Source organism: Rhodanobacter sp. FW102-FHT14D06, from assembly GCF_043950705.1.
Lineage (GTDB): Bacteria > Pseudomonadota > Gammaproteobacteria > Xanthomonadales > Rhodanobacteraceae > Rhodanobacter.
This window is the reverse complement of the sequence record NZ_CP170722.1, coordinates 91,571-111,342: the sequence shown is the minus strand read 5'-3', so window position 1 is coordinate 111,342 and position 19,772 is coordinate 91,571. Positions and strand designations below refer to the sequence as shown.

Genomic DNA, 19,772 nt, shown 5'->3' with positions numbered 1-19,772 from the left:
TCACGCCGACCAGGCCAGGCTGCCGTCGACGATGGTGTGGCTGCGCCCGCCGACCCAGATCGCGTCGTTGTCGATGTGCACCATCAGCTGCGCGTCGTGGCCGATCTCGCGGCCCTGGCTGACCTGGTAGCCGCGGGCCAGCGGGCCATGCGGTTCGGCGTGTGCGATCCAGGCGGCGATCAACCCGTTGGCGGCGCCGGAGGCGGGGTCTTCGACGATGCCCACGCCGGCGGGGAATGCGCGCACCACCAGTCGCGGCTGATCCGATGCCACGCGTGCGAAGGCGCACAGCCCCATGCTGCTGCTGGCGCGGGCCAGCGCAAGAATGGCCGCGTGGTCGGGTTGCCAGGCGCGCAGGCTGGCTTCGTCGGCGACCTCGGCCAGCCACCAGCGTCGGCCGCCGTCGACCAGCGCCGGCGGCAGCGCGCCATCGGTCACGCCGTGCAGCGCTGCGGCCAGCAGCGGGTTTGCGTCGCGGCCGGTCGCCAGCACGCGTTCGCCCGGCGAGCGCAGCAGCAGTTCGCGCATGGCGCCGCTGCCTTCGACCCGGATCGGCAACACGCCGGCGCCGCACTCCTGCCACAGCAGTCCGTCGCGCGGCGTGGCCAGACCTGCTTCCAGCGCCGCATGGGCGCTGCCGATGCTGGGGTGGCCGGCAAACGGGATCTCCTCGTGCGGCGTGAAGATGCGCACCCGATAGCTCGCCCGGGGGGCGGTCGGCGGCAGCAGGAAGGTGGTTTCCACCAGCGCCGTCCAGCGCGCGAAACGCTGCATCGCCGCGCTGTCCCAGCCGTCCGCGCCGATCACCACGCCCAGGTGGTTGCCACCGCCGAGGGTGGCCGCAAAGACGTCCAGATGCAGGTAACGGAGCAGGCTCATGCATTTCGTCCGACCGCGGGGCGCGGTGCAAAACGGCAGATGATAGAGGGGCGGCCACGGCGGCGACACTGCCGCTTTCGCATAAGCCGCGCCGCGCCGGGCATAAGTGCGCCGGGGCGCCGGGCGAGTCGACAAGCCCGGGGCAAGGCGCCAAGATGCCGACTTTTGCGTCGCGGAACCGTCCATGCCGATCACCTTGGCCATCATTGCCATCACCTGCATCGTCTCGTTCATGGCGTTCAAGAACGCGCGGCTGATGAACGACCTGATCCTGTGGCCGCCGGCGATCACCCGCCAGCGCGAGTACCACCGGCTGGTGACCTACGGCGTGGTGCACGCGGATTTCGGCCACCTGCTGTTCAACATGTTCACGCTGTTCTTCTTCGGGCGTGCGATGGAGCCGTTCTACACCGGCGTGCTCGGCACGCTGGGATTCGCGCTGTTCTACATCGGTGGGCTGGTGGTCTCGATCCTGCCGACCTGGCTGAAGAACCGGAACAACCCGGACTATCGCAGCCTGGGTGCGTCGGGCGCGGTGTCGGCGGTGCTGTTCGCCTACATCCTGATCGCGCCATGGCAGCAGATCATCGTGCTGGTGATCCCGATGCCGGCAATCGTCTACGCGGTGCTGTACACCGCCTATTCGATCTACATGGACCGGCGCGGGCAGGGCAACGTCAACCACAACGCGCACCTGTGGGGCGCAGCCTATGGCGTGCTGTTCACCATCGCGATCAATCATCGCGTGCTGCCGCACTTTCTCGACGCGCTGATGCACCCGGGCTGAGCGCGCGTTCGGTCGGCCCGCAGATGAACGCTTCTTGCGCTGCGTAATGCCGTCGCGCGCCGATACGCGCATACTGGCCGCGTTGCTCACCGCTCACCGCAGGAGAACGAACGCATGGCAATGACCCGCAAGTCGGCAGCGAAGACGTCCGCGGCAGGGAAAGCATCGGCGAAAAAGTCCGCAGCGAAAAAGCCAGTCGCGAAGAAAGCCACCGCGAAGAAGTCCGTCGCGAAGAAGCCCGCCGCGAAGAAATCAGTTGCGAAGAAAGCTCCGGCGAAAAAGGTCGCCGTGAAGAAGGCAGCCGCCAGGAAGTCCCCGGCGAAGAAAACCGCCGCGAAGAAGGCCGTCGCCAAGCGCACGACCGGCCCGCGCAGCGCGAAGAAGGCGACGCCCCGGCGGCCGGAGACAAGCAAAGTCGCTACCCGCAAGGCCGCGCCGAAGCCCGCAGCGAAGAAGTCTCGCGCCAGCGTCAGCGCAGCGTCGCGCGAGTCGGCACCGCGCAAGTCCGCCGCACGCAAGGCCGTGCCCGTGAAATCCGCGGCCAGGGCCACGCCCGCGAAGAAGCCTGCCGCGAAGAAAGCCATGGCGAAGAAGCCGTTGGTCACGCGGCCAGCTGCACCTCGGGTCGCAACCCGGCCTGCGCCCAAGTCGTCGCCCGCGCGCCCTCGTCCGGCCGACCGGCCGGTGGCGCACATCAGCCCGGAAGAAGCCGTGGCGCATATCCAGGCCTTGCTTGACGCCAAGCATGAGCGGGACCAGCGCGAGCCGTCGTGGCCTGGCGCCAACCCGTCGCATCCGACCCCCAACGTGACGGAGATGCACGCGCCGGTGACCGGCACGGGCGATGCGTCCGTGACGGCATCGCCGCGCGACGACCTGGGCAAGCGCAAGGGTTGAATCTCCGCGGGCGGGCCGGTGCCGCGGCGCCGGGTCCGCTCAGGCAGAGTTCAAGCGGCATGGTCCAGCGTGGAGCTTGATAAGCACCGCGGAGGTGAACCATGAAACGACTGCTCGCTTGCGTTGGATTGATGGTGGCAGCGGCGGCGCTGTCCGGTTGCTATTACGACCCCGGCTATACCTACGTGCGTGGCGGCGGGTCGTCCGGCGACGCGTATTACGGCAGCGGCACGACGTACTACGCCTCGCCTTACGACAGCTACTACGGGCCGGCCTATTACGGCGGCTACTACGGTTGCTGCTACGCACCCGGAGTGAGCGTCGGCATCAGCTCGCACTGGTACGGCGGTTCGCGCTATCCGCGCTATCACGGGCGCGACTACGGACGCGACTACCGCCATCGCGACAACGACCGCGGCCATTACCGCGACGATGGCCACTCGGGACATCGCGACTCGCAGCGCGGCGGACGTCATTCGCGCGACCGCGACGACCGTCGCCATTGACCCCCGCCGCGCCCGGTAGCGCCGGGCGTTCAGGCACAATCGGCGGATGCCTTCGCGACCGTCAAGCGCATCCGCCGCGATATTCCGGTTTGCCCTCCTGATGGTGGCGGGACTTGCCCTGTCCGCCTGCACCAGCGTGCGCTACTACGCGCAGGCCGCCCACGGGCAAGCCGAACTCATCGTGCATCGACGCCCGATCGAGCGCGTGCTCGCCGACCCGCACACCGACCCGCAGCTGGCCGCGCGCCTGCGCCTGGCGCTGCAGGCGCGCCGGTTCGCCTCGCGCGAGCTGGGCCTGCCTGACAATCGCAGCTACACCGGCTACGTGCCGCTGGATCGCGACTACGTGGTGTGGAACGTGTTCGCTGCGCCGCGCCATTCGGTGCAGGCGGTGCCGCAGTGCTTTCCGATCGCCGGTTGCGTGGCTTACCGGGGCTGGTTCAGCGAACAGGCGGCGCAGGCCGATGCGGCGCGCTGGAAGGCCCGCGGTGACGATGTGTGGATCGGTGGCGTGCCGGCGTATTCGACGCTGGGTTGGTTTGCCGATCCGGTGCTGTCCAGCATGCTGCGCTGGGACGACGACGAACTGGCCGGCACGATCTTCCACGAGTTGGCGCACCAGCTGATCTACGTGAAAAGCGACAGCGCGTTCAACGAATCCTTCGCCAGCTTCGTGCAGCGCCAGGGCCTGCGCGAATGGCGCGCCTCGCGCGGCCTGCCGCCGGCGCAAGGCCACGATGACGCGATCGCCGACGGCTTCACCCGGCTCGTGCTGGATCTGCGCGAGCGCCTGAAGCTGTTGTACGCCAGCGGCGTCGATGCCGAGGCAATGGAAGCCGGCAAGCAGGCCGCGATCGCCGCGTTCCGCGAACGCTACGCGCAGTGGCGCGAACGCCGATGGCCCGGCGACCATCGCTACGACGCGTGGGTGGCGCAGCCGATCAACAACGCCCGGCTGCTGCCGTTCGGCTTGTACGACCACTGGGTGCCGGCGTTCGACGTGCTGTTCCAGCGCTCGGGGCAGGACTGGACGGCGTTCTACGCCGACGTCCGCGCTTTGGCTCGCGACCCGAAGCCGCGCCGCGATCGCGCGCTGGAAGCGCTGATGACGCCGCCACACGGTGCGGAGGCTCAGGACGCGCCGCGCTGAAAACTCAGTGCCCGCCGCCCGGCAATGTTTTTCTCCCCGCCATGTGGCGCAGGTAGCTCAGCAGATCATCGAGGTCGGCGTCGGAAAGCGCCCGCGTGTCGAAGCCCGGCATCTTCGCCTGCGGCCAGCGGCGCAGCGATTGCGGATCGCGGATGTACCCGCGCAGCAGGTCGGCGCGCAGGTACTCGGTGGGGTTGTGCGGAATGTTGAGGTCCGGCCCGAGTCGGGCATCGCCGGCGCCGTTGAGTGTGTGGCAGGCGAAGCAGGTGCGCTGGAACACCGCCAGCCCTCGCCGCACGGCGCTGTCCGCCGGCGTTCGCGGGTCCGGCAGAATGGCCGGAAAACGCGCGGCCATGCTGTCGGCGCGGCGGATCGTGGCCAGTTGATATGGCCATTGCTCCGGTCCCACGCCCGCCGCGCGCGGCTGCGTCCACACGACATAGAACGGGCCGGCGCGGCCGTGTCCGCCAGGCAGCGCCGGCCACGGCCGGGCCGGCTCCTCGATCGCCAGCCAGGCGACGCTGCCGCGCCGGCTCAGGATCAGCGCGGCGGGTATTTCGGCGACAAAGCCGTCCTTCGCGACAAATTGCAGGTGATCGCCGGCCACGATGCCGGGCAGCAGGGCCGCCAGCGGCACGGCGCGGTAGTGTCGGGTGCGCTTGAACGCCACGTCGCCGAGCACGGTGACGGTGCGCGCGTCCGGGCGCGCCAGCAGGGTGGTGGTGCTCCAGCGGGTGGCACCATGGCCCAGGTCGATGCGGAGTTCGGCGGCGCGCACGAATCGACTGCTGCCGAGAAGCATCAGCGCGATCGCAAGCAGGGCGGTGATCCGCGTCATCCGGGGGGCGTCGATCGAGGTTCCGCGCATGGGATTCTCCGTGCAATGGGCCCAGTGTAGGGCCAGCTTTGGCGCCGGGCGGGGCGGCGCACCTGTCGCGGCGCTGAACGGCGGCGGGCGTGCACGTTGAACTCACGTCGTCGCGCACACACTAAGCCCATGTATCGCCGTGACGGCGACAGGAAGCGGGGCAATCCATCGCCTTGCTGAGGGGCCGGCCTTACCTCCCCTGGAGGCCGCCTGACAAGCCCCATCGGTCCTCCCCTGGCCGATGGGGTTTTATTTTGCCCGGCGCCGATGGCCGACCATGGATAATGGCCGGTGCTGCCGCTTCTTCCTCCCCTGGGCGCCCGATGGTCATCGAATCGCTGCTCGACACCGATCTGTACAAGTTCTCGATGATGCAGGTGGTGCTGCACCAGTATCCCGCGGCCGAGGTGGAATACCGCTTCAAGTGCCGCACGCCGGGTATTGACCTGGCCGCGTGCATCGACGACATCCGCGCCGAACTGGCCGCGCTGTGTCGCCTGCGTTTTCGCGCGGACGAGCTGGATTACCTGCGCAGCTGGCGTTTCATCAAGAGCGATTTCGTCGATTTCCTGGGCCTGTTCCAGCTCAACGAGAAGTACGTGGAGATCGCGCCCTCGGCCGCCGTGCCCGGCGAGATCGAGATCCGCATCCGCGGGCCGTGGCTGCACACGATCATGTTCGAGGTGCCGCTGCTGGCGATCGTCAACGAGGTATATTTCCGCCGCACCAGCGCCGGGCTGGATCTGGCCGAAGGGCGCCGGCGCCTGCACGACAAGATCGCCATGCTGCGCGATGCGCCGGATTACACGCTGTGCCGCATCGCCGATTACGGCACCCGCCGGCGGTATTCGCGGCGCTGGCAGCAGGAGGTGGTCATCACCTTGCGCGACGAACTGGGCGCGCAGCTGGCCGGCACCAGCAACGTGTGGCTGGCACGCGAACTGGGCCTGACCCCGCTGGGCACGCTGGCGCACGAGTATCTGCAGGCACACCAGGCGCTGGGGCCGCGGCTGCGCGATTCGCAGGTCGCGGCGCTGGAGGCGTGGGCGCGCGAATACCGTGGCGATCTGGGCATCGCGCTGTCCGACGTGTACGGGCTGGATGCCTTCCTGCGCGATTTCGACATGTACTTCTGCAAGCTGTTCGACGGCACCCGCCACGATTCCGGCGATCCGTTCGCCTGGGGCGAGAAGGTGCTGGCGCACTACCGCGACAACCGCGTCGACCCGCGCAACAAGGTGCTGGTGTTCAGCGACGGCCTGGACATCCCGCGCGTGATGCAGCTCTACGCGCATTTCCGCGGCCGCTGCCAACTCGCCTTCGGCGTTGGCACCAACCTCACCAACGACGTGGGGCCGGCGCCGATCAACATCGTGATCAAGATGATCCGCTGCAACGGCCAGCCGGTGGCCAAGCTCAGCGATTCCCCCGGCAAGAACATGTGCGATGACCCGGCCTACGTGGCCTACCTGCGCCAGGTGTTCGAGATCCCCGCCACCCAGGGGTGAGTGGCGCCGATCACGGATCGTCCGTCGCGCGGCTGAACACGCCGGCCAGCAGCAACAGGGACAGCAGCACGAGGGCGAGGTGGAGCACGGCGAATCCGGCGTGGCGGCAACGCCTTGACGGTAGCCGCGCGCACCGCCGGCGCCAAAGGAGCATGCCGCATATGGATATGCCCGAGCCATCTCGATGGCGTACGCTGGCCGGACACCCGCCACAGTTCCGGAGCAAGCCATGACCAGCATCCACGATTTCACCGTGACCGACATCGACGGCAAGCCGCGATCGCTGGGTGAGTGGCGCGGCAAGACCTTGCTGGTGGTCAACGTCGCCTCGCAGTGCGGATTCACTCCGCAATACGAGGGCCTGGAAGCCTTGTGGCGCGAACAGCGCGAGCTGGGCCTGGTGGTGCTGGGCTTTCCCTGCGACCAGTTCGGCCACCAGGAGCCGGGCAGCGAAGCCGAGATCAAGGATTTCTGCAGCACCCGCTTCGACGTGACCTTTCCGATGTTCGCCAAGGTCGAGGTGAACGGCGAGCACGCCGCGCCGCTGTACCAATGGCTGAAAAGCCAGGCCAAGGGCATCCTCGGCAGCGAGGCGATCAAGTGGAACTTCACCAAGTTCCTGGTCGATGGCAACGGCCAGGTGGTCAAGCGCTACGCGCCCACCGACACGCCGCAGAAGATCGGTCGCGACACGCGGGCCCGCTTGCAGGGGTGAACCATCCCGTCACCGCGGTCCACGGCGATCGCCACGGCCTGCATTGAGCTGGTCGGCGGCGCTCGGGACGCCTCCTGCGCAGGCCATGCGCGCGCGGTCTGATAGGCTTTGTCCCTTTGCCGACCGTGGTCGGCCCACATGACCCCCGAGCGAGGCCAGATGATGCAGATTGCCCGAGATTCCGTTGCCGCCTTCCACTACACCCTCACCGACGACCAGAACCAGGTCATCGACAGCTCCGCCGGTCGCGATCCGCTGACCTACCTGCACGGCGGCGGCCAGATCGTACCGGGCCTGGAAAAGCAGCTGGAAGGCCGCTCGGCGGGCGACAAGTTCACCGCCGACGTGGTTCCCGAGGAGGGTTACGGCGTGCACCATCCCGAGCTGATGCAGGAAGTGCCGCGCTCGGCCTTCCAGGGCGTGGAGGACATCCAGCCCGGCATGCAGTTCCAGGGCCGCGGTCCGCAGGGCGAGATCAACGTCACCGTCACCCGCGTCGAGGACGACAAGGTCTTCATCGACGGCAACCATCCGCTGGCGGGCAAGACCCTGCATTTCGCCATCGAGGTGACCGACGTGCGCGCGGCCAGCGAGGAAGAGCTGGCACATGGCCACGTGCACGGTGCGGGTGGCCATCACCACTGAGCAACCAGGGCAATCGTGCCCCGATGCGCCAGTGCATTGGTGAACGCAACGGCGTCGCCGGCGAGCGTTGAAGCCCGCCGGCAACGCGTCGCGCGTCAGTACCAGTCCAGCAACGACACGCCCACGCCGAGGTAGGTGGCGTTGTGGTTGTAGTCGATCAGGCTCTCGCCGTAGCCCTTGAACAGTTCGGCGTAGCCGCGCAGGTTGCCGGCGATCGGAAAGCTCCACCCGAAGCGCAACGATCCGTGCTGGCGGCTGCCGCCGCGGAACGAGTCGCGCAAGGTCAGGCCGAATTCCTGGCCGTTCCACTCGTGCACGATCTCCACCTCGCCGCGCCCCACGTAATCGCTGATGTCGGGGTTGTCGTCGATGCTTCGCGATTCGGGAATGCGCCACCACGGGCGGATCATCACCGTCCAGCCCTCGCGTTCGAAGCCGACGTTGGCGATCAGTCGGTTCCAGCTGCGCGACAACGGCAGCCCGCGGCCGTTGGACTGGTGGTTGAAGCCGATGCCGAGCAGGCGTCCCTCCCAGCCAAGCACGTGGTAGCTGGTGTCGAACATCAGCATCGCCTCGGGCTCGTAGTCCGTCTCGCGAAACGGGCGCGACAGGGTGGAGTTGTAGACCTGCCACCGCGACGACTGGGTATAGCCCACCCACAGGTCGCCGGCGTCGCCGAACACGCCTTGCCACACCTTGGCCTTGAGGCTCAGCTGGAACTTCGCCTCGATGTTGTCCAGCCGCTCGCTGCCGGTGGCGTCGTTGTCGGGGTTGGGGCTGTGCGGCTGGTTGTTCTGGTTGCTGCTGGCGAAGATGGGCAGCACGTAGACCGGCTTGTAGCCGCGTACGTTGAAGGTGCCCAGTTTGCTTTCCGGCGCCAGCTCCCAGCGGCTGTCGAGCAGCGACAGCGGCACGGCCACCTCGCTGTTGCCGGGGCCGGCCGCGGGTGTGCCGGGATGGTCGTGGCCGAACACTTCGCCGCCGGCCGCCTGCACCGTGCGCTTCTGCGCCACCGGCAGGTTGACCCGGCCGGTGGCCTGGTCGTAGCAGGCCAGCCGCTGCGCATCGCTCTCGATCGCGGTGCAGCCGCGGATGTCCATCGGGTCGGGATTCTGTGCATGCGCCGTGGCAGCAGCCACGCAGGCCCATGCCGCGCAGGCTGCGACGAGCGGGAGTTTCATGATGTCTTTCCGATGCGCGGCGAGCGCCATGCCGGCCGTCGATTCAGGCCGGCAAGTTTATCCGATGCCCGTGAATGCACGATTCACGGGCATCGCGTCCGCGTGTTCAATGCAGCTGCTTCACCCAGCGTGCGTATTCCGCTTCGCTGACCTTGCCATTCTTGTTGCTGTCCGCGTTTAGGAAGTCGTTGGCCAGCGGAGGATAGGCCGAGGCCTGTTCCTCGGTGATGCCCTTGCCGCCCGCCGCCAACTGCTGGAACGAGGGCGCCGGGGCGATCGTCGGCGCCGGAGCCGGTGCGCTTTTGACCACGACCTCACCCTGCGGCGTGTTGAACGTGGCGGTATCGGTGGCGGTGGCGGAAGCGGCCGGGGCAGGGGTGTCCTGCGCCAGGCTCGCGCCGGCGAACAACAACCCGCCGGCCAACAGGCAGCCGTACAGGGGAGTGCGGAAGTTCATGATGGAATCCTCCATGCCAGAATGAGTGTCCGAAAAAACACGGGGGTCCGGTCGCGCATGCCGCCGCACCCGAACTCCTCTCGACCCTAGCAAGGGATGTGTATATGTCCGCTCAAGATCGCCCGCCGATGCGGGCAACGGCGACACGCCATTGAGCCGGGCTTCAGCTTCGCCCACCCTCAGCCTTGCCCAGGCGCGCCTGTTGCAACTGGCGGCCCAGGGCTTGCTGCAGGCCAGCCGGCGACGCGCCCGGCGCGCCGACGTGGTGGCCGCCATCGAGCGCATGGGCTTGCTGCAGATCGACACCATCCACGTGGTGGCGCGCAGCCCGTACCTGGTACTGCACGCGCGGTTGGGTGATTACCCGATGGCCTGGCTGGACGAGGCGCTGGCCGAAGGCAAGCTGGCCGAAACCTGGGCGCACGAGGCCTGCTTCGTCAGCGCCGCCGATCTGCCGTGGCACCGTGCGTGGAGCGACCAGCGCGGTGGACACTGGGCGCACCGACACGCCGCACGCATGCATCGCGAACAGCGCAGCGGGATGGACGGCCTGCTCGAGCGGATTCGCGCCGAGGGCCCGGTGCGCGCGGCGGATTTTGCCCGCGAGCAGGGCGCGGCCAGCTCGGGCTGGTGGGAGTGGAAGCCGGAGAAGCGCTGGCTGGAGGCGTGGTTCGCCCTGGGTGAACTGATGGTGCTGCGGCGCGAGCGCTTCCAGCGCGTGTACGACTTGAGCGAACGGGTGCTGGCGCAACTCGACCCGCCGCCCGATCCGCGGGTGGCCACGCTCCCGGCCGCCGCGCTGCGTCGCCGCTTCGTCCTCGACGGCGTGCGCGCACTGGGCGTGGCGCCGGCCGCGTGGATCGCCGACTACCACCGGCTCAAGCCCCGCGTTGGCGCTGCCGAACTCGCGCCGCTGCTGGCCAGCGGCGAACTGCTGGCCGTGGCGGTACAGGGCTGGGCGACTCCCGGCTACGTGCATCGCGATCACGCCGACCTGCTGGAACGGGCGCTGGGCGGGCGGCTGCGCGCCACGCGCACGGCACTGCTGTCGCCGTTCGATCCGCTGGTGTGGGACCGCACGCGGCTGCGCGCGATGTTCGATTTCGACTACAGCCTGGAATGCTACGTCCCGGCCGCGCGACGGCGCTACGGCTACTTCGTGCTGCCGATCCTGCATCGCGGCCGGCTGGTCGGGCGGCTCGACGCCAAGGCGCATCGCGGCGATGGCCTGTTCGAGGTCAAGTCGATCGAACTCGAACCCGGTGTGGCGATCGAGCCGCGCCTGCTGGCGGAACTGGCACAAGCCATCCTCGATACCGCGCGCTGGCATGGCACGCCGCAGGTGCGGGTGGTCCGCTCGCGACCGGCCGCCTTCGCCCGGTCGCTGCGCACCGAGCTGCGTCGACTGGCTTAGGCGCCCTGCCTACGGCGTGCTGCCCGCCGGGGCCGGGTTGGGGCTGCAGGACTTGCCATGCAGCGCCTCGCGCAGGCTGCGCGCCAGCGAGTTGCAGCGCTCGCCCAGTTGCGGACGGACATCCGGGTTCTGCGAATCGCGCAGCAAGTTGGTGCGCATCGCCTCGTAACGCAGCGGCAGCTGTTCGGCCGAGAAGATGCCGGCCGCACGGTGGCAGGCGAGGTAGCTGGACAGGTAGTCGTCGCAGGCGGGGATGCCGGTCTGTTCCGGCAGGTTCGCGTCGCCAGGCGCGGCGGCGTGGTGGCTGGAGCGCTGGGCGGGTGCCGGCGGAGCGGTCGAGCGGGTGGTGGCGTGGGACGAGGCGGCCGGTGTCGGCCGGGTCCCGGTGTCGCTGGCGCAGCCGGCGAGAAGCAAGGTGGCGGCCGTGGCGGCCAGGGCCAGGCGGAACGGGGTGGTCATGATGCTCTCCTGTGCATTGGGCAGGCCGCAGGCACCCGGTCTGGCGGAAGGTCGAACGAATCAACTAAACCGCAAGTGAAGTAAAGAAAACCTGAAACCCGCGCGCCGGGGTCGGCAGGGGTCGGTTGTCGGCGAGCCCGCCCCGGCCCGCCAGGGGCGCGGATCGGCAACGGATTTCGGCTGTCGGGACGGCTGTCACGACGAGCCGCTTGACAAATCACTTTTCTTCCAAAAATCCGTTATGCTTGAATCGCTGCGTCTGCTTGGCGGCGTGAGTGCCCACTGGGGATTTCCTGAATCCGTCCGTTGCACCCGACCTTGGCATGCTCAGTAAACCGTCGGCCCCCCTGTGGCCGGTTAGTCGATAGAGTCTGGATTGGATCGGAGTGTGAGTCATGTCGGATCGTGAAACGGGTACAGTCAAGTGGTTCAACGACGCCAAGGGCTTCGGCTTCATCAGCCGTGAAAGCGGCCCCGACGTGTTCGTGCATTTCCGCGCCATCACTGGTTCGGGATTCAAGAGCCTGCAGGAAGGACAGAAGGTGACCTTCAAGGTGGTCGACGGCCAGAAAGGCCTGCAGGCCGAAGACGTCACCCCCGTCTGATGACGGTGGCGAGGTCTGCTTGAGGAGGCCGGCGCAAGCCGGCCTCTTTTTGTAGTGGCGCGGGCAATTCGCTAGCCTGTCGGGATGCCCGACCATTTCATCCAGAACGCCCCTGTCGCGACCGAGTCGCTGGTCATCCCGGTCACCGCCGCCGACGGCGCGCGCTGCGAGCTGCTGGCCACGCTTCCGGCCGGTCGCTGGCAGCAGTTGTTGTACTGGATGCCGGCGATGGGCATGCCGGCGCGGCATTACCTGCCGCTGGCCCAAGCGCTGGCGGTGGCCGGCGTCGCCGTGGTGTTGCATGAATGGCGCGGCATCGGCTCCAGCGATCGGCGCGCCGGCCGCGATTGCAACTGGGGTTACCGTCAATTGCTGGAGGACGACTTGCCCGCCGGCATGGCGGCGGTGCGCCAGCGCTGGCCGCAGGCGCGCTGCTGGCTGGGCGGCCACAGCCTCGGCGGCCAGCTCGGACTGCTTTACGCCAGCCTGCATCCGCACGATTTCGCCGGCGTGGTGCTGGTCGCCAGTGGCGCGCCGTACTGGCGGCGGTTCCGGCACGGCTGGCTGATTGGTGCCGCTTATGCGCTGGCGCCCTGGCTGGCTGCGCTGGTCGGCCATCTGCCCGGGCGGCGGATCGGTTTCGGCGGCAACGAGGCGCGCGGCGTGATCGCCGACTGGGCACGCAGCGGCCGCAGCGGCCGCTATGCGGTGGCCGGCATGACGCAGGATTTCGAGCGCTTGCTGGCCGCGCTGCAACTGCCGGTGCTGGCGTTGCGACTGCAGCAGGACTGGCTCGGTCCGCCGGCCTCGCTGGCATGGCTGCTGGGCAAGCTCGGTCCGGCCGCGCGTCGCGTGGAGACGATCTTGCGCGACGACCTGGATGGCACGCCGGCCGACCATTTCGGCTGGATGAAGGCGCCGGCGCCGGTCGCCGCGCGCATCGCCGGCTGGTTGGCCGAGGCGGATGCGACTTTCGTCGCGCGCGGCGACACGGCGGCTTGATTCCCGGCGTCGCCGTCTGCATCTCGACCGTTCCGTGACGCTGGATTTTCCATGAACCTGTTCGATCCGCTTGCCCAACGCAGCCTGACCTTGCGCAACCGCCTCGCGGTGTCGCCGATGTGCGAATACTCGGCCACCGACGGCGTGCCCAATGACTGGCACATGGTGCACCTGGGCAGCCGCGCGGTCGGCGGCGCGGCGCTGGTGATCGCCGAGGCTTCGGCGGTGTCCGCGCAGGGGCGCATCTCGCCGCAGGACACCGGCCTGTGGAACGACGCCCAGTTGCAGGCATGGCAGCCGATCACCCGTTTCATCAAGGCGCAGGGCGCGATTGCCGGCATGCAGTTGGCTCACGCCGGGCGCAAGGCCAGCACGCTGCGGCCGTGGGACGGGCACGGCCCCGTGCCGGCGGGGCAGGGCGACTGGCTTACCGTCGCGCCTTCGGCGCTGCCGTTCGCTGCCGGCTGGCCGGCGCCGCAGGCGCTGGACGAGGCCGGTATCCAGGCGGTGATCGCGGACTTTCGCGCCGCCGCGCAACGCGCGCTGGCAGCGGGTTTCGAGTTGATCGAGGTGCATGCGGCGCACGGCTACCTGCTGCATCAGTTCCTGTCGCCGCTGAGCAACCTGCGCGACGATGCTTACGGCGGCAGCTTCGAGAATCGCATCCGTCTGGTGCGCGAGGTGGTCGTCGCCGTGCGCGAGGTGTGGCCGGCCGCACTGCCGTTGTGGCTGCGCGTCTCGGCTACCGACTGGGCGGATGCCGGCGGCTGGGACATCGGGCAGAGCGTGGAACTGGCGCGCCAGATGAAGCCCCTGGGCGTGGACCTGATCGACGTCTCCAGCGGCGGCTTGCTGCCGCACGTGAAGATTCCGCTGGCGCCGGGTTACCAGGTACCGTTCGCGGCGCAAATCCGCCGCGAGGCCGGGATCGCCACCGGTGCGGTGGGCCTGATCACCGGCGCGGAGCAGGCCGCGCAGATCATCGCCAACGGCGACGCCGACGTGGTGCTGATCGCCCGCGAGAGCCTGCGCGATCCCTATTTTCCCCGCCGCGCGGCAGCGCAGCTGGGTGCGTCGATCGACGCACCGGTGCAATATCAACGCGCCTGGTAAATGTGGCGGGGCGGAATCAGGGCGCCCGCTCGCGGAGCAGCAGCATGTCGACCTTTCGCAGTTTTGCCGAGTTCTATCCGTTCTATCTCGGCGAGCACGCCAATCGCAGCTGCCGCCGAATGCATTTCATCGGCAGCACGCTGGTGCTCGCGGTACTGGTGCTGGCCGTGGCGAGCGGCCAGTGGCGCTGGCTGTGGCTGGTGCCGGTGGCCGGCTACGGCTTCGCCTGGCTGGGCCACTACGCGTTCGAGAAAAACCGCCCGGCCACGTTCAAGCACCCGCTGTACAGCCTTGCCGGCGACTGGGTGATGTACGCGCAGATGCTGCGCGGCAAGATCCGCTTCTGAGCGGCGCCCGCGATCAGCGATATTTGTCGTGGCAGCTCTTGCAGCTCTCGCCCACCGGCTTGAGCACGGCGGCCAGCGCGGTGCAGGTCGCCGGCGCCGCTGCCACGGCCTGGTGCAGGCGGTCCTGCAGCTGGCTGGCGTGGTCGGCGAAATCCTTGTCGTTCATGCCGAACACCGGCGTGATGTCGCTGGCGGTGGATTCGAGCCGGGCCAGGTGATGCTGGACCTTCGCCGCCTCGCACTGGTTGGCCTTGATCGCGCCTTTCAATTCGCCCACGTGATAGCCGAGCGTATGCATCACCGCTGCGGGCATCGGATTGCGCTCGCTCAGCACGTTCATCACGTTGACGGTACCGATGATGCCAATCACCAGGCCGAGCAGGATCATCAGGGCAACACGCATGGAGCCGCTCCATTTCGAGGGATAAGCGCAAGCATAGCCTGCGCGACTGCCGCGAGGCCAAGCCGGCGCGATAAAATGACCGTTTTCGCCAGGGTGCTCGCCGTGACCGTTTTCCTGCCGCCGCCGCTTCGCGCGGGTATGCCATGAACGAGGTAGCCGTGCCGGTCGAGCGCTTCGCCGGCGTCGAGCGGTTGTTCGGGCAGGGCAGCGTGGGCATGCTGGCGCAGAAGCATGTCTGCGTGATCGGCGTGGGCGGCGTCGGCTCGTGGGCGGTCGAGGCGCTGGCGCGCAGCGGCGTGGGCCGGCTCACCCTGATCGACGCCGACGAGGTCTGCGTGTCCAACACCAATCGCCAGCTGCACGCGCTGGACGGCGAATACGGCAAGTCGAAAGTGGGCGTGATGGCGGCGCGCGCGCATGCGATCAACCCGGCGATCCGGCTGGAGGCGATCGAGCGCTTCCTCACCCCGGCCACGCTGGACGAGCTGCTCGACCGCGGCTACGACGTGGTGCTCGATGCCTGCGACGCGTTCCGGGTGAAGCTGGAAACGATCGCCTGGTGCCGCCGGCGCAAGCTTCCGATCGTCAGCGTGGGCTCAGCGGGCGGCCGCACCGACCCCACCCAGATCCGCGTGCGCGACCTGTCGCGCACGGAGCACGACGCAATGTTCAGCCTGATCCGCAAGAAGCTCCGTGCGGATTTCAATTTCCCGCGCAACCCCGATCGCTACTTCGGCGTTTCAGCCGTCTATTCGCTGCAGAACGTGCAGTACCCGCAACCCGACGGCACTGTCTGCGGCACCCGACCGCCGGGCGGCGATTCCATGAACCTCGCCTGCGGCGGCGGCCTGGGCGCGGCCACCCACGTCACCGGCGCGTTCGCCTTTGCGGCGGTGGGCAAGGTGATCGAGAAGCTCCTGGGGAAAGGTGAGAAGTGAGTGCAGAGGAGTGGGGAAAGAGAGAAAGCAGGGGCTCCTCTCTCACTTCTCACTCCTCTTCTATCACTCCTGCTCTTTCACCACCCCATGTACTGGCCGCCATTGATCGCCAGGTTGGCGCCGGTCATCCAGCCGGTTTCCTCGCCGGTGAGGAAGGCCACGGCGTGGGCGATCTCCTCCGGCCGGCCGAGCCGGCCGAGCGGGATCTGCGCCTCGATCTTGGCGCGCACTTCCGCCGGCACGGCCATCACCATGTCGGTGGCGACGTAGCCGGGCGAGACGGTGTTGACGGTGATGCCGAACTTGGCGTTTTCCTGCGCCAGCGAGATGGTGAAACCGTGCATGCCGGCCTTGGCCGCGGCGTAGTTCGCCTGGCCGTACTGGCCCTTCTGGCCGTTGATCGAGCTGATCTGCACGATGCGGCCCCACTTGCGCGCGCGCATGCCCTCGATCACCGCGCGGGTGACGTTGAAGCAGGAGTTGAGGTTGGTGTTGATCACGTCCGTCCACTGCTGATAGTTCATCTTGTGGAAGGTGGTGTCGCGGGTAATGCCGGCGTTGTTGACCAGGATGTCCACCGGACCGCATTTTTCCTCGATCGCCCGCACCATCGCCGCGCAGGATTCGGGATCGGACACATCACCGCGCACCGTGCACACCTCGATGCCCTCCTGCGCCATCGCTTCGCGCCAGGCGGCGGTCTTGGCCTCGTCGCGATAATTGGTGGCGACCTTGTGACCCTGTTTCGCCAGATGGCGCACGATGGCGCTGCCGATGCCCCCGGTTCCCCCGGTAACCAAAGCCGTACGCTGGGTCATGCCGTCGATCTCCTGTTTGCCCAAGTCAAGCACGCGAATGTTGCCGTTGTCGCGCGCCTGCACTGCTCGTGCAAAACGGCGTGAACGGCCGTCCAGTTATAGCCGATCAGTCGGGGGAACTACCGCTGCAATGCGGCAATCGGGCGGGGTCGAAGCTGGTCAGCGCGTGGGCCAGCAGGGCGTCTGCGTCCACCGGCCGGTCCGGCAATGCCTGCCCGAGGAAAGCGAGTGCGCGGCGCAGCGCCGGCGTGGGCTCGCCGGGGTCGAGCGGCCAGGCGTGGGAGGATTTCGACAGCTTGTTGCCGGCCTTGTCATGCACCAGGGGCAGGTGTCGATACGCCGGCGTGGTCAGGCCCAGGCAGCGCTGCAGCCAGATCTGCCGCGCGGTGGAGTCGAGCAGGTCCTGGCCCCGCACCACCTCGGTGATGCCCTGGAAGGCGTCGTCCACCACGCAGGCCAGCTGGTAGGAATAGAAACCGTCGGCGCGGCGGATCACGAAATCGCCCACGGTTTCGCGCAACCGCTCGCGTTGCGGCCCCAGCAGGGCGTCGTCGAACCCGATCTCCACATCGTTCACGCGCAGCCGCCACGCCGGCTCGCGATCGGCGTGACTGCCGTCGATGCAGCGGCCGTCGCGATGGATGCCGCCGCTGGCGGCGAGCTGGCTTCGGCTGCAGGTGCAGGGAAATACCAGGTCGGCCGCGCGCAACGCTGCGAACGCCTCGTCGTAGGCGGCGGTGCGCTGCGACTGGAACAGCACCGGCGCATCCGCCACCAGGCCGAACGCGGGCAGCGCGGCGAGGATGTCGGCGGCAGCGCCGGGCACCTCGCGCGGGGGGTCGATATCCTCCATCCGCACCAGCCATTCGCCGCCGGCGTGGCGGGCGCACAGCCAGCTGCCCACCGCGGCCACCAGCGAGCCGAAGTGCAGTTGCCCGGTGGGCGAAGGGGCGAAGCGTCCGCGGTACGTCATCGGGCCATTTTATCGGCCGCCCGGCCTTGAAACCGCGGCCGGCTGCCCGAATCTCGGGGCCAGTTGTCGCGTTTCCATGACCGGTTCCACCGGTGCGGGGATCGTGCGGGGTCGGTCCGCCGGTCATGCCCGAGGAGGCGACGACCCACCATTTTCATTTGCCATGGAGTTGAATCCGCCCATGAATGCGCCTGTCGCCGAAACTCGCCAGTTCGAAGCCGAAGTTGCCCAGGTCCTGCGCCTGGTCACCCACTCGCTGTACTCGCACAAGGAGATCTTCCTGCGCGAGCTGATCTCCAACGCCTCCGACGCCTGCGACAAGCTGCGCTTCGAGTCGATCGCCAAGCCCGGACTCCTGGCCGGCGACAGCGAGCTGCACATCGACATCAACTGGGACCCGGAGGCGCGCACCGTCACCGTGCGCGACAACGGCATCGGCATGAGCCGCGACGAGGTGGTGGCCAACATCGGCACCATCGCCAGCTCGGGCACGCGCCGTTTCCTGGAGGCGATGAGCGGCGAGCAGAAGGCCGACGCCCGCCTGATCGGCCAGTTCGGCGTGGGTTTCTATTCCGCCTTCGTGGTGGCCGACAAGGTCACCGTGGTGACCCGGCGCGCGGACGCACCCGCGGCCGAGGGCGTGAAGTGGGAGAGCGACGGCAAGGGCGAGTACTCGCTGGAAGCGGTCGAGCAGGCCGAACGCGGCACCGCGGTGATCCTGCACCTGAAGGCCGACGAGGACGACTTCCTCAAGGGCTGGCAGCTGAAATCGCTGATCCGCAAGTACTCCGACCACGTGGCGTTCCCGATCCGCATGCCGGTGGAAAAGGACGGCAAGCCCACCGACGAGTTCGAGAGCATCAACGCGGCCTCCGCACTGTGGACCAAGCCGAAATCGGACATTTCCGACGAGGACTACCAGAGCTTCTACAAGTCGCTCGGCCACGATTTCAACGACCCGCTGGCGTGGACGCACAACCGCGTCGAGGGCAGCCAGAGTTTCACCACGCTGCTCTACATTCCCGCGCAGCCGCCGTTCGACCTGATGATGGGCGGCCGCGACGAGCGCAAGGGCCTGAAGCTCTACATCAAGCGCGTCTTCATCATGGACGCCGCCGAAGAGCTGCTGCCGAACTACCTGCGCTTCGTGCGCGGCGTGGTCGATGCCGACGACCTGCCGCTCAACGTCAGCCGCGAAATCCTGCAGCACAACCGTCAGGTCGACCGCATCAAGGCGGCTTGCGTCAAGCGCGTGCTCGACCTGATCGAGAAGCTCGCCCGCGACGAGCCGGAGAAGTTCGCGACCTTCTACAAGGCCTTCGGCAATACGCTCAAGGAAGGCATCAGCGAAGACGCCAACAACCGCGAGCGCATCGCCAAGCTGCTGCGCTTCGCCTCGACCAGGGGCGAGGGCACCGCACAGAACGTCTCGCTGGACGACTACATCAGCCGCATGGCCGTCGGCCAGGACGCGATCTGGTACATCACCGCCGACAGCTACAAGGCCGCCGCCGGCAGCCCGCAGCTGGAAGCGTTCAAGGCCAAGGACATCGAGGTGCTGCTGATGTCCGACCGCATCGACGAATGGATGATCGGCTCCCTGAGCGAGTACGAGGGCAAGAAGCTCAAGAGCGTGGCCAAGGGCGAGGTACCGCTGGACGAGGCCGACAAGAAAAAGCAGGAAGAGGCCACGAAAGAGGCCGAGCCGCTGCTGAAGAAGCTCAAGGACCTGCTCGGCGATCGCGTGGGCGAGGTGAAAGTGTCCGCCCGCCTGACCGATTCGCCGTCGTGCCTGGCGCTCTCCGATTACGAAATGGCCCCGCACCTGGCGCGTCTGCTGCGCGAAGCCGGGCAGGACATGCCCGAGAGCAAGCCGACGCTGGAGATCAACCCGGCGCACGCGCTGGTCAAGCGTGTGGAGAACGAGGCCGATGAGGACAAGGCGCGCGATCTCGCTACGCTGCTGCTGGAGCAGGCGGAGATTTCCGCCGGTGCGCAGCTGCCGGACCCCGCCGCATTCGTGCAGCGGATGAACCGGGTGTTGCTGGGGTAGGGCACGGGATACCTCGTTGGCCTAAAGAAGCCCGCCGATGGCGGGCTTCTTTTT

At 68.0% G+C, this 19,772-nt stretch carries 22 protein-coding genes and 1 pseudogene; 15 read left to right on the top strand and 8 right to left on the bottom strand.

Annotated elements, in window-relative coordinates; genetic code table 11:
• The gene (locus tag ACFCQI_RS00595; protein WP_395119380.1) at positions 1-879 is read right to left on the bottom strand and encodes a PhzF family phenazine biosynthesis protein; all 879 of its coding nucleotides are present in this window, start codon (positions 877-879) and stop codon (positions 1-3) included.
• Between the two features lie 184 nt (positions 880-1,063).
• Here ACFCQI_RS00595 and ACFCQI_RS00590 point away from each other — a divergent pair, with 184 nt between their 5' ends.
• The 5 genes and pseudogenes from ACFCQI_RS00590 (at position 1,064) to ACFCQI_RS00570 (ending at position 4,219) form a co-directional block, all read left to right on the top strand.
• Positions 1,064-1,666, top strand: a complete 603-nt coding sequence (locus ACFCQI_RS00590; protein WP_395119378.1) for a rhomboid family intramembrane serine protease — start codon at positions 1,064-1,066, stop codon at positions 1,664-1,666.
• A 39-nt stretch (positions 1,667-1,705) separates the two neighbouring features.
• Positions 1,706-2,008: pseudogene (locus ACFCQI_RS00585) on the top strand (histone H1-like repetitive region-containing protein); the annotation flags it as partial.
• A 342-nt stretch (positions 2,009-2,350) separates the two neighbouring features.
• Positions 2,351-2,563: a hypothetical protein gene (locus ACFCQI_RS00580; protein ID WP_395119376.1), complete on the top strand. Its 213-nt coding sequence runs from the start codon at positions 2,351-2,353 to the stop codon at positions 2,561-2,563.
• Positions 2,564-2,664: 101 nt separating this feature from the next.
• The gene (locus ACFCQI_RS00575; RefSeq protein WP_395119374.1) at positions 2,665-3,069 is read left to right on the top strand and encodes a hypothetical protein; all 405 of its coding nucleotides are present in this window, start codon (positions 2,665-2,667) and stop codon (positions 3,067-3,069) included.
• Positions 3,070-3,169: 100 nt separating this feature from the next.
• On the top strand, positions 3,170-4,219 hold the full coding sequence (locus ACFCQI_RS00570; RefSeq protein WP_395119372.1) for an aminopeptidase: 1,050 nt from the start codon (positions 3,170-3,172) through the stop codon (positions 4,217-4,219).
• Between the two features lie 4 nt (positions 4,220-4,223).
• Here ACFCQI_RS00570 and ACFCQI_RS00565 read toward each other — a convergent pair whose 3' ends face one another.
• Complete coding sequence (locus ACFCQI_RS00565; protein ID WP_395119370.1) at positions 4,224-5,087, bottom strand: c-type cytochrome; 864 nt, start codon at positions 5,085-5,087, stop codon at positions 4,224-4,226.
• Positions 5,088-5,410: 323 nt separating this feature from the next.
• Here ACFCQI_RS00565 and pncB point away from each other — a divergent pair, with 323 nt between their 5' ends.
• The 3 genes from pncB to ACFCQI_RS00550 all read left to right on the top strand — a co-directional run bounded on the left by pncB (position 5,411) and on the right by ACFCQI_RS00550 (position 7,955).
• A complete protein-coding gene (pncB, locus tag ACFCQI_RS00560) occupies positions 5,411-6,595 on the top strand; it encodes a nicotinate phosphoribosyltransferase (RefSeq protein ID WP_395119368.1) in 1,185 nt (394 codons plus the stop codon).
• Positions 6,596-6,824: 229 nt separating this feature from the next.
• Positions 6,825-7,310 (top strand): glutathione peroxidase, encoded by a 486-nt coding sequence (locus ACFCQI_RS00555; protein ID WP_395119366.1) that lies wholly within the window; start codon positions 6,825-6,827, stop codon positions 7,308-7,310.
• 162 nt (positions 7,311-7,472) lie between these two features.
• Entirely contained in the window at positions 7,473-7,955 is a 483-nt protein-coding gene (locus tag ACFCQI_RS00550) for a peptidylprolyl isomerase (protein ID WP_395121410.1), read from the top strand.
• A gap of 95 nt (positions 7,956-8,050) precedes the next feature.
• Here the strand turns inward: ACFCQI_RS00550 and ACFCQI_RS00545 are convergent, their stop codons facing one another.
• Complete coding sequence (locus ACFCQI_RS00545) at positions 8,051-9,136, bottom strand: phospholipase A (RefSeq protein ID WP_395119364.1); 1,086 nt, start codon at positions 9,134-9,136, stop codon at positions 8,051-8,053.
• A 106-nt stretch (positions 9,137-9,242) separates the two neighbouring features.
• Complete coding sequence (locus ACFCQI_RS00540) at positions 9,243-9,593, bottom strand: hypothetical protein (RefSeq protein ID WP_395119362.1); 351 nt, start codon at positions 9,591-9,593, stop codon at positions 9,243-9,245.
• Positions 9,594-9,744: 151 nt separating this feature from the next.
• On the opposite strand from ACFCQI_RS00540, the gene ACFCQI_RS00535 reads away from it, so the two are divergent.
• Positions 9,745-11,007 (top strand): winged helix-turn-helix domain-containing protein, encoded by a 1,263-nt coding sequence (locus ACFCQI_RS00535; RefSeq protein WP_395119360.1) that lies wholly within the window; start codon positions 9,745-9,747, stop codon positions 11,005-11,007.
• A 9-nt stretch (positions 11,008-11,016) separates the two neighbouring features.
• Here ACFCQI_RS00535 and ACFCQI_RS00530 read toward each other — a convergent pair whose 3' ends face one another.
• Entirely contained in the window at positions 11,017-11,466 is a 450-nt protein-coding gene (locus ACFCQI_RS00530; RefSeq protein ID WP_395119358.1) for a hypothetical protein, read from the bottom strand.
• A gap of 395 nt (positions 11,467-11,861) precedes the next feature.
• Between ACFCQI_RS00530 and ACFCQI_RS00525 the strand changes: the two genes are divergently transcribed.
• From ACFCQI_RS00525 to ACFCQI_RS00510, 4 genes are all read left to right on the top strand, one after another.
• Positions 11,862-12,071, top strand: coding sequence for a cold-shock protein (locus ACFCQI_RS00525; RefSeq protein WP_395119356.1), 210 nt, complete (start codon positions 11,862-11,864; stop codon positions 12,069-12,071).
• A gap of 84 nt (positions 12,072-12,155) precedes the next feature.
• Positions 12,156-13,073 carry an alpha/beta fold hydrolase gene (locus tag ACFCQI_RS00520; protein ID WP_395119354.1) on the top strand — a complete coding sequence of 306 codons (918 nt, stop codon included), beginning with the start codon at positions 12,156-12,158 and terminating at the stop codon, positions 13,071-13,073.
• A gap of 51 nt (positions 13,074-13,124) precedes the next feature.
• Positions 13,125-14,186, top strand: a complete 1,062-nt coding sequence (locus tag ACFCQI_RS00515) for an NADH:flavin oxidoreductase/NADH oxidase (RefSeq protein ID WP_395119352.1) — start codon at positions 13,125-13,127, stop codon at positions 14,184-14,186.
• Between the two features lie 44 nt (positions 14,187-14,230).
• Positions 14,231-14,533, top strand: a complete 303-nt coding sequence (locus ACFCQI_RS00510) for an Mpo1-like protein (RefSeq protein WP_395119350.1) — start codon at positions 14,231-14,233, stop codon at positions 14,531-14,533.
• Positions 14,534-14,546: 13 nt separating this feature from the next.
• Here ACFCQI_RS00510 and ACFCQI_RS00505 read toward each other — a convergent pair whose 3' ends face one another.
• Entirely contained in the window at positions 14,547-14,936 is a 390-nt protein-coding gene (locus tag ACFCQI_RS00505; RefSeq protein ID WP_395119348.1) for a cytochrome c, read from the bottom strand.
• Between the two features lie 143 nt (positions 14,937-15,079).
• On the opposite strand from ACFCQI_RS00505, the gene ACFCQI_RS00500 reads away from it, so the two are divergent.
• Positions 15,080-15,874: a ThiF family adenylyltransferase gene (locus ACFCQI_RS00500; protein ID WP_395119346.1), complete on the top strand. Its 795-nt coding sequence runs from the start codon at positions 15,080-15,082 to the stop codon at positions 15,872-15,874.
• A 77-nt stretch (positions 15,875-15,951) separates the two neighbouring features.
• On the opposite strand, the gene ACFCQI_RS00495 is transcribed toward ACFCQI_RS00500, so the two are convergent.
• Entirely contained in the window at positions 15,952-16,692 is a 741-nt protein-coding gene (locus ACFCQI_RS00495) for a beta-ketoacyl-ACP reductase (RefSeq protein WP_395119344.1), read from the bottom strand.
• Positions 16,693-16,798: 106 nt separating this feature from the next.
• On the bottom strand, positions 16,799-17,665 hold the full coding sequence (gene gluQRS / locus ACFCQI_RS00490) for a tRNA glutamyl-Q(34) synthetase GluQRS (RefSeq protein WP_395119342.1): 867 nt from the start codon (positions 17,663-17,665) through the stop codon (positions 16,799-16,801).
• 181 nt (positions 17,666-17,846) lie between these two features.
• Between gluQRS and htpG the strand changes: the two genes are divergently transcribed.
• Positions 17,847-19,718, top strand: a complete 1,872-nt coding sequence (gene htpG / locus ACFCQI_RS00485; protein ID WP_395119340.1) for a molecular chaperone HtpG — start codon at positions 17,847-17,849, stop codon at positions 19,716-19,718.
• The last annotated feature ends 54 nt before the right edge of the window (positions 19,719-19,772 follow it).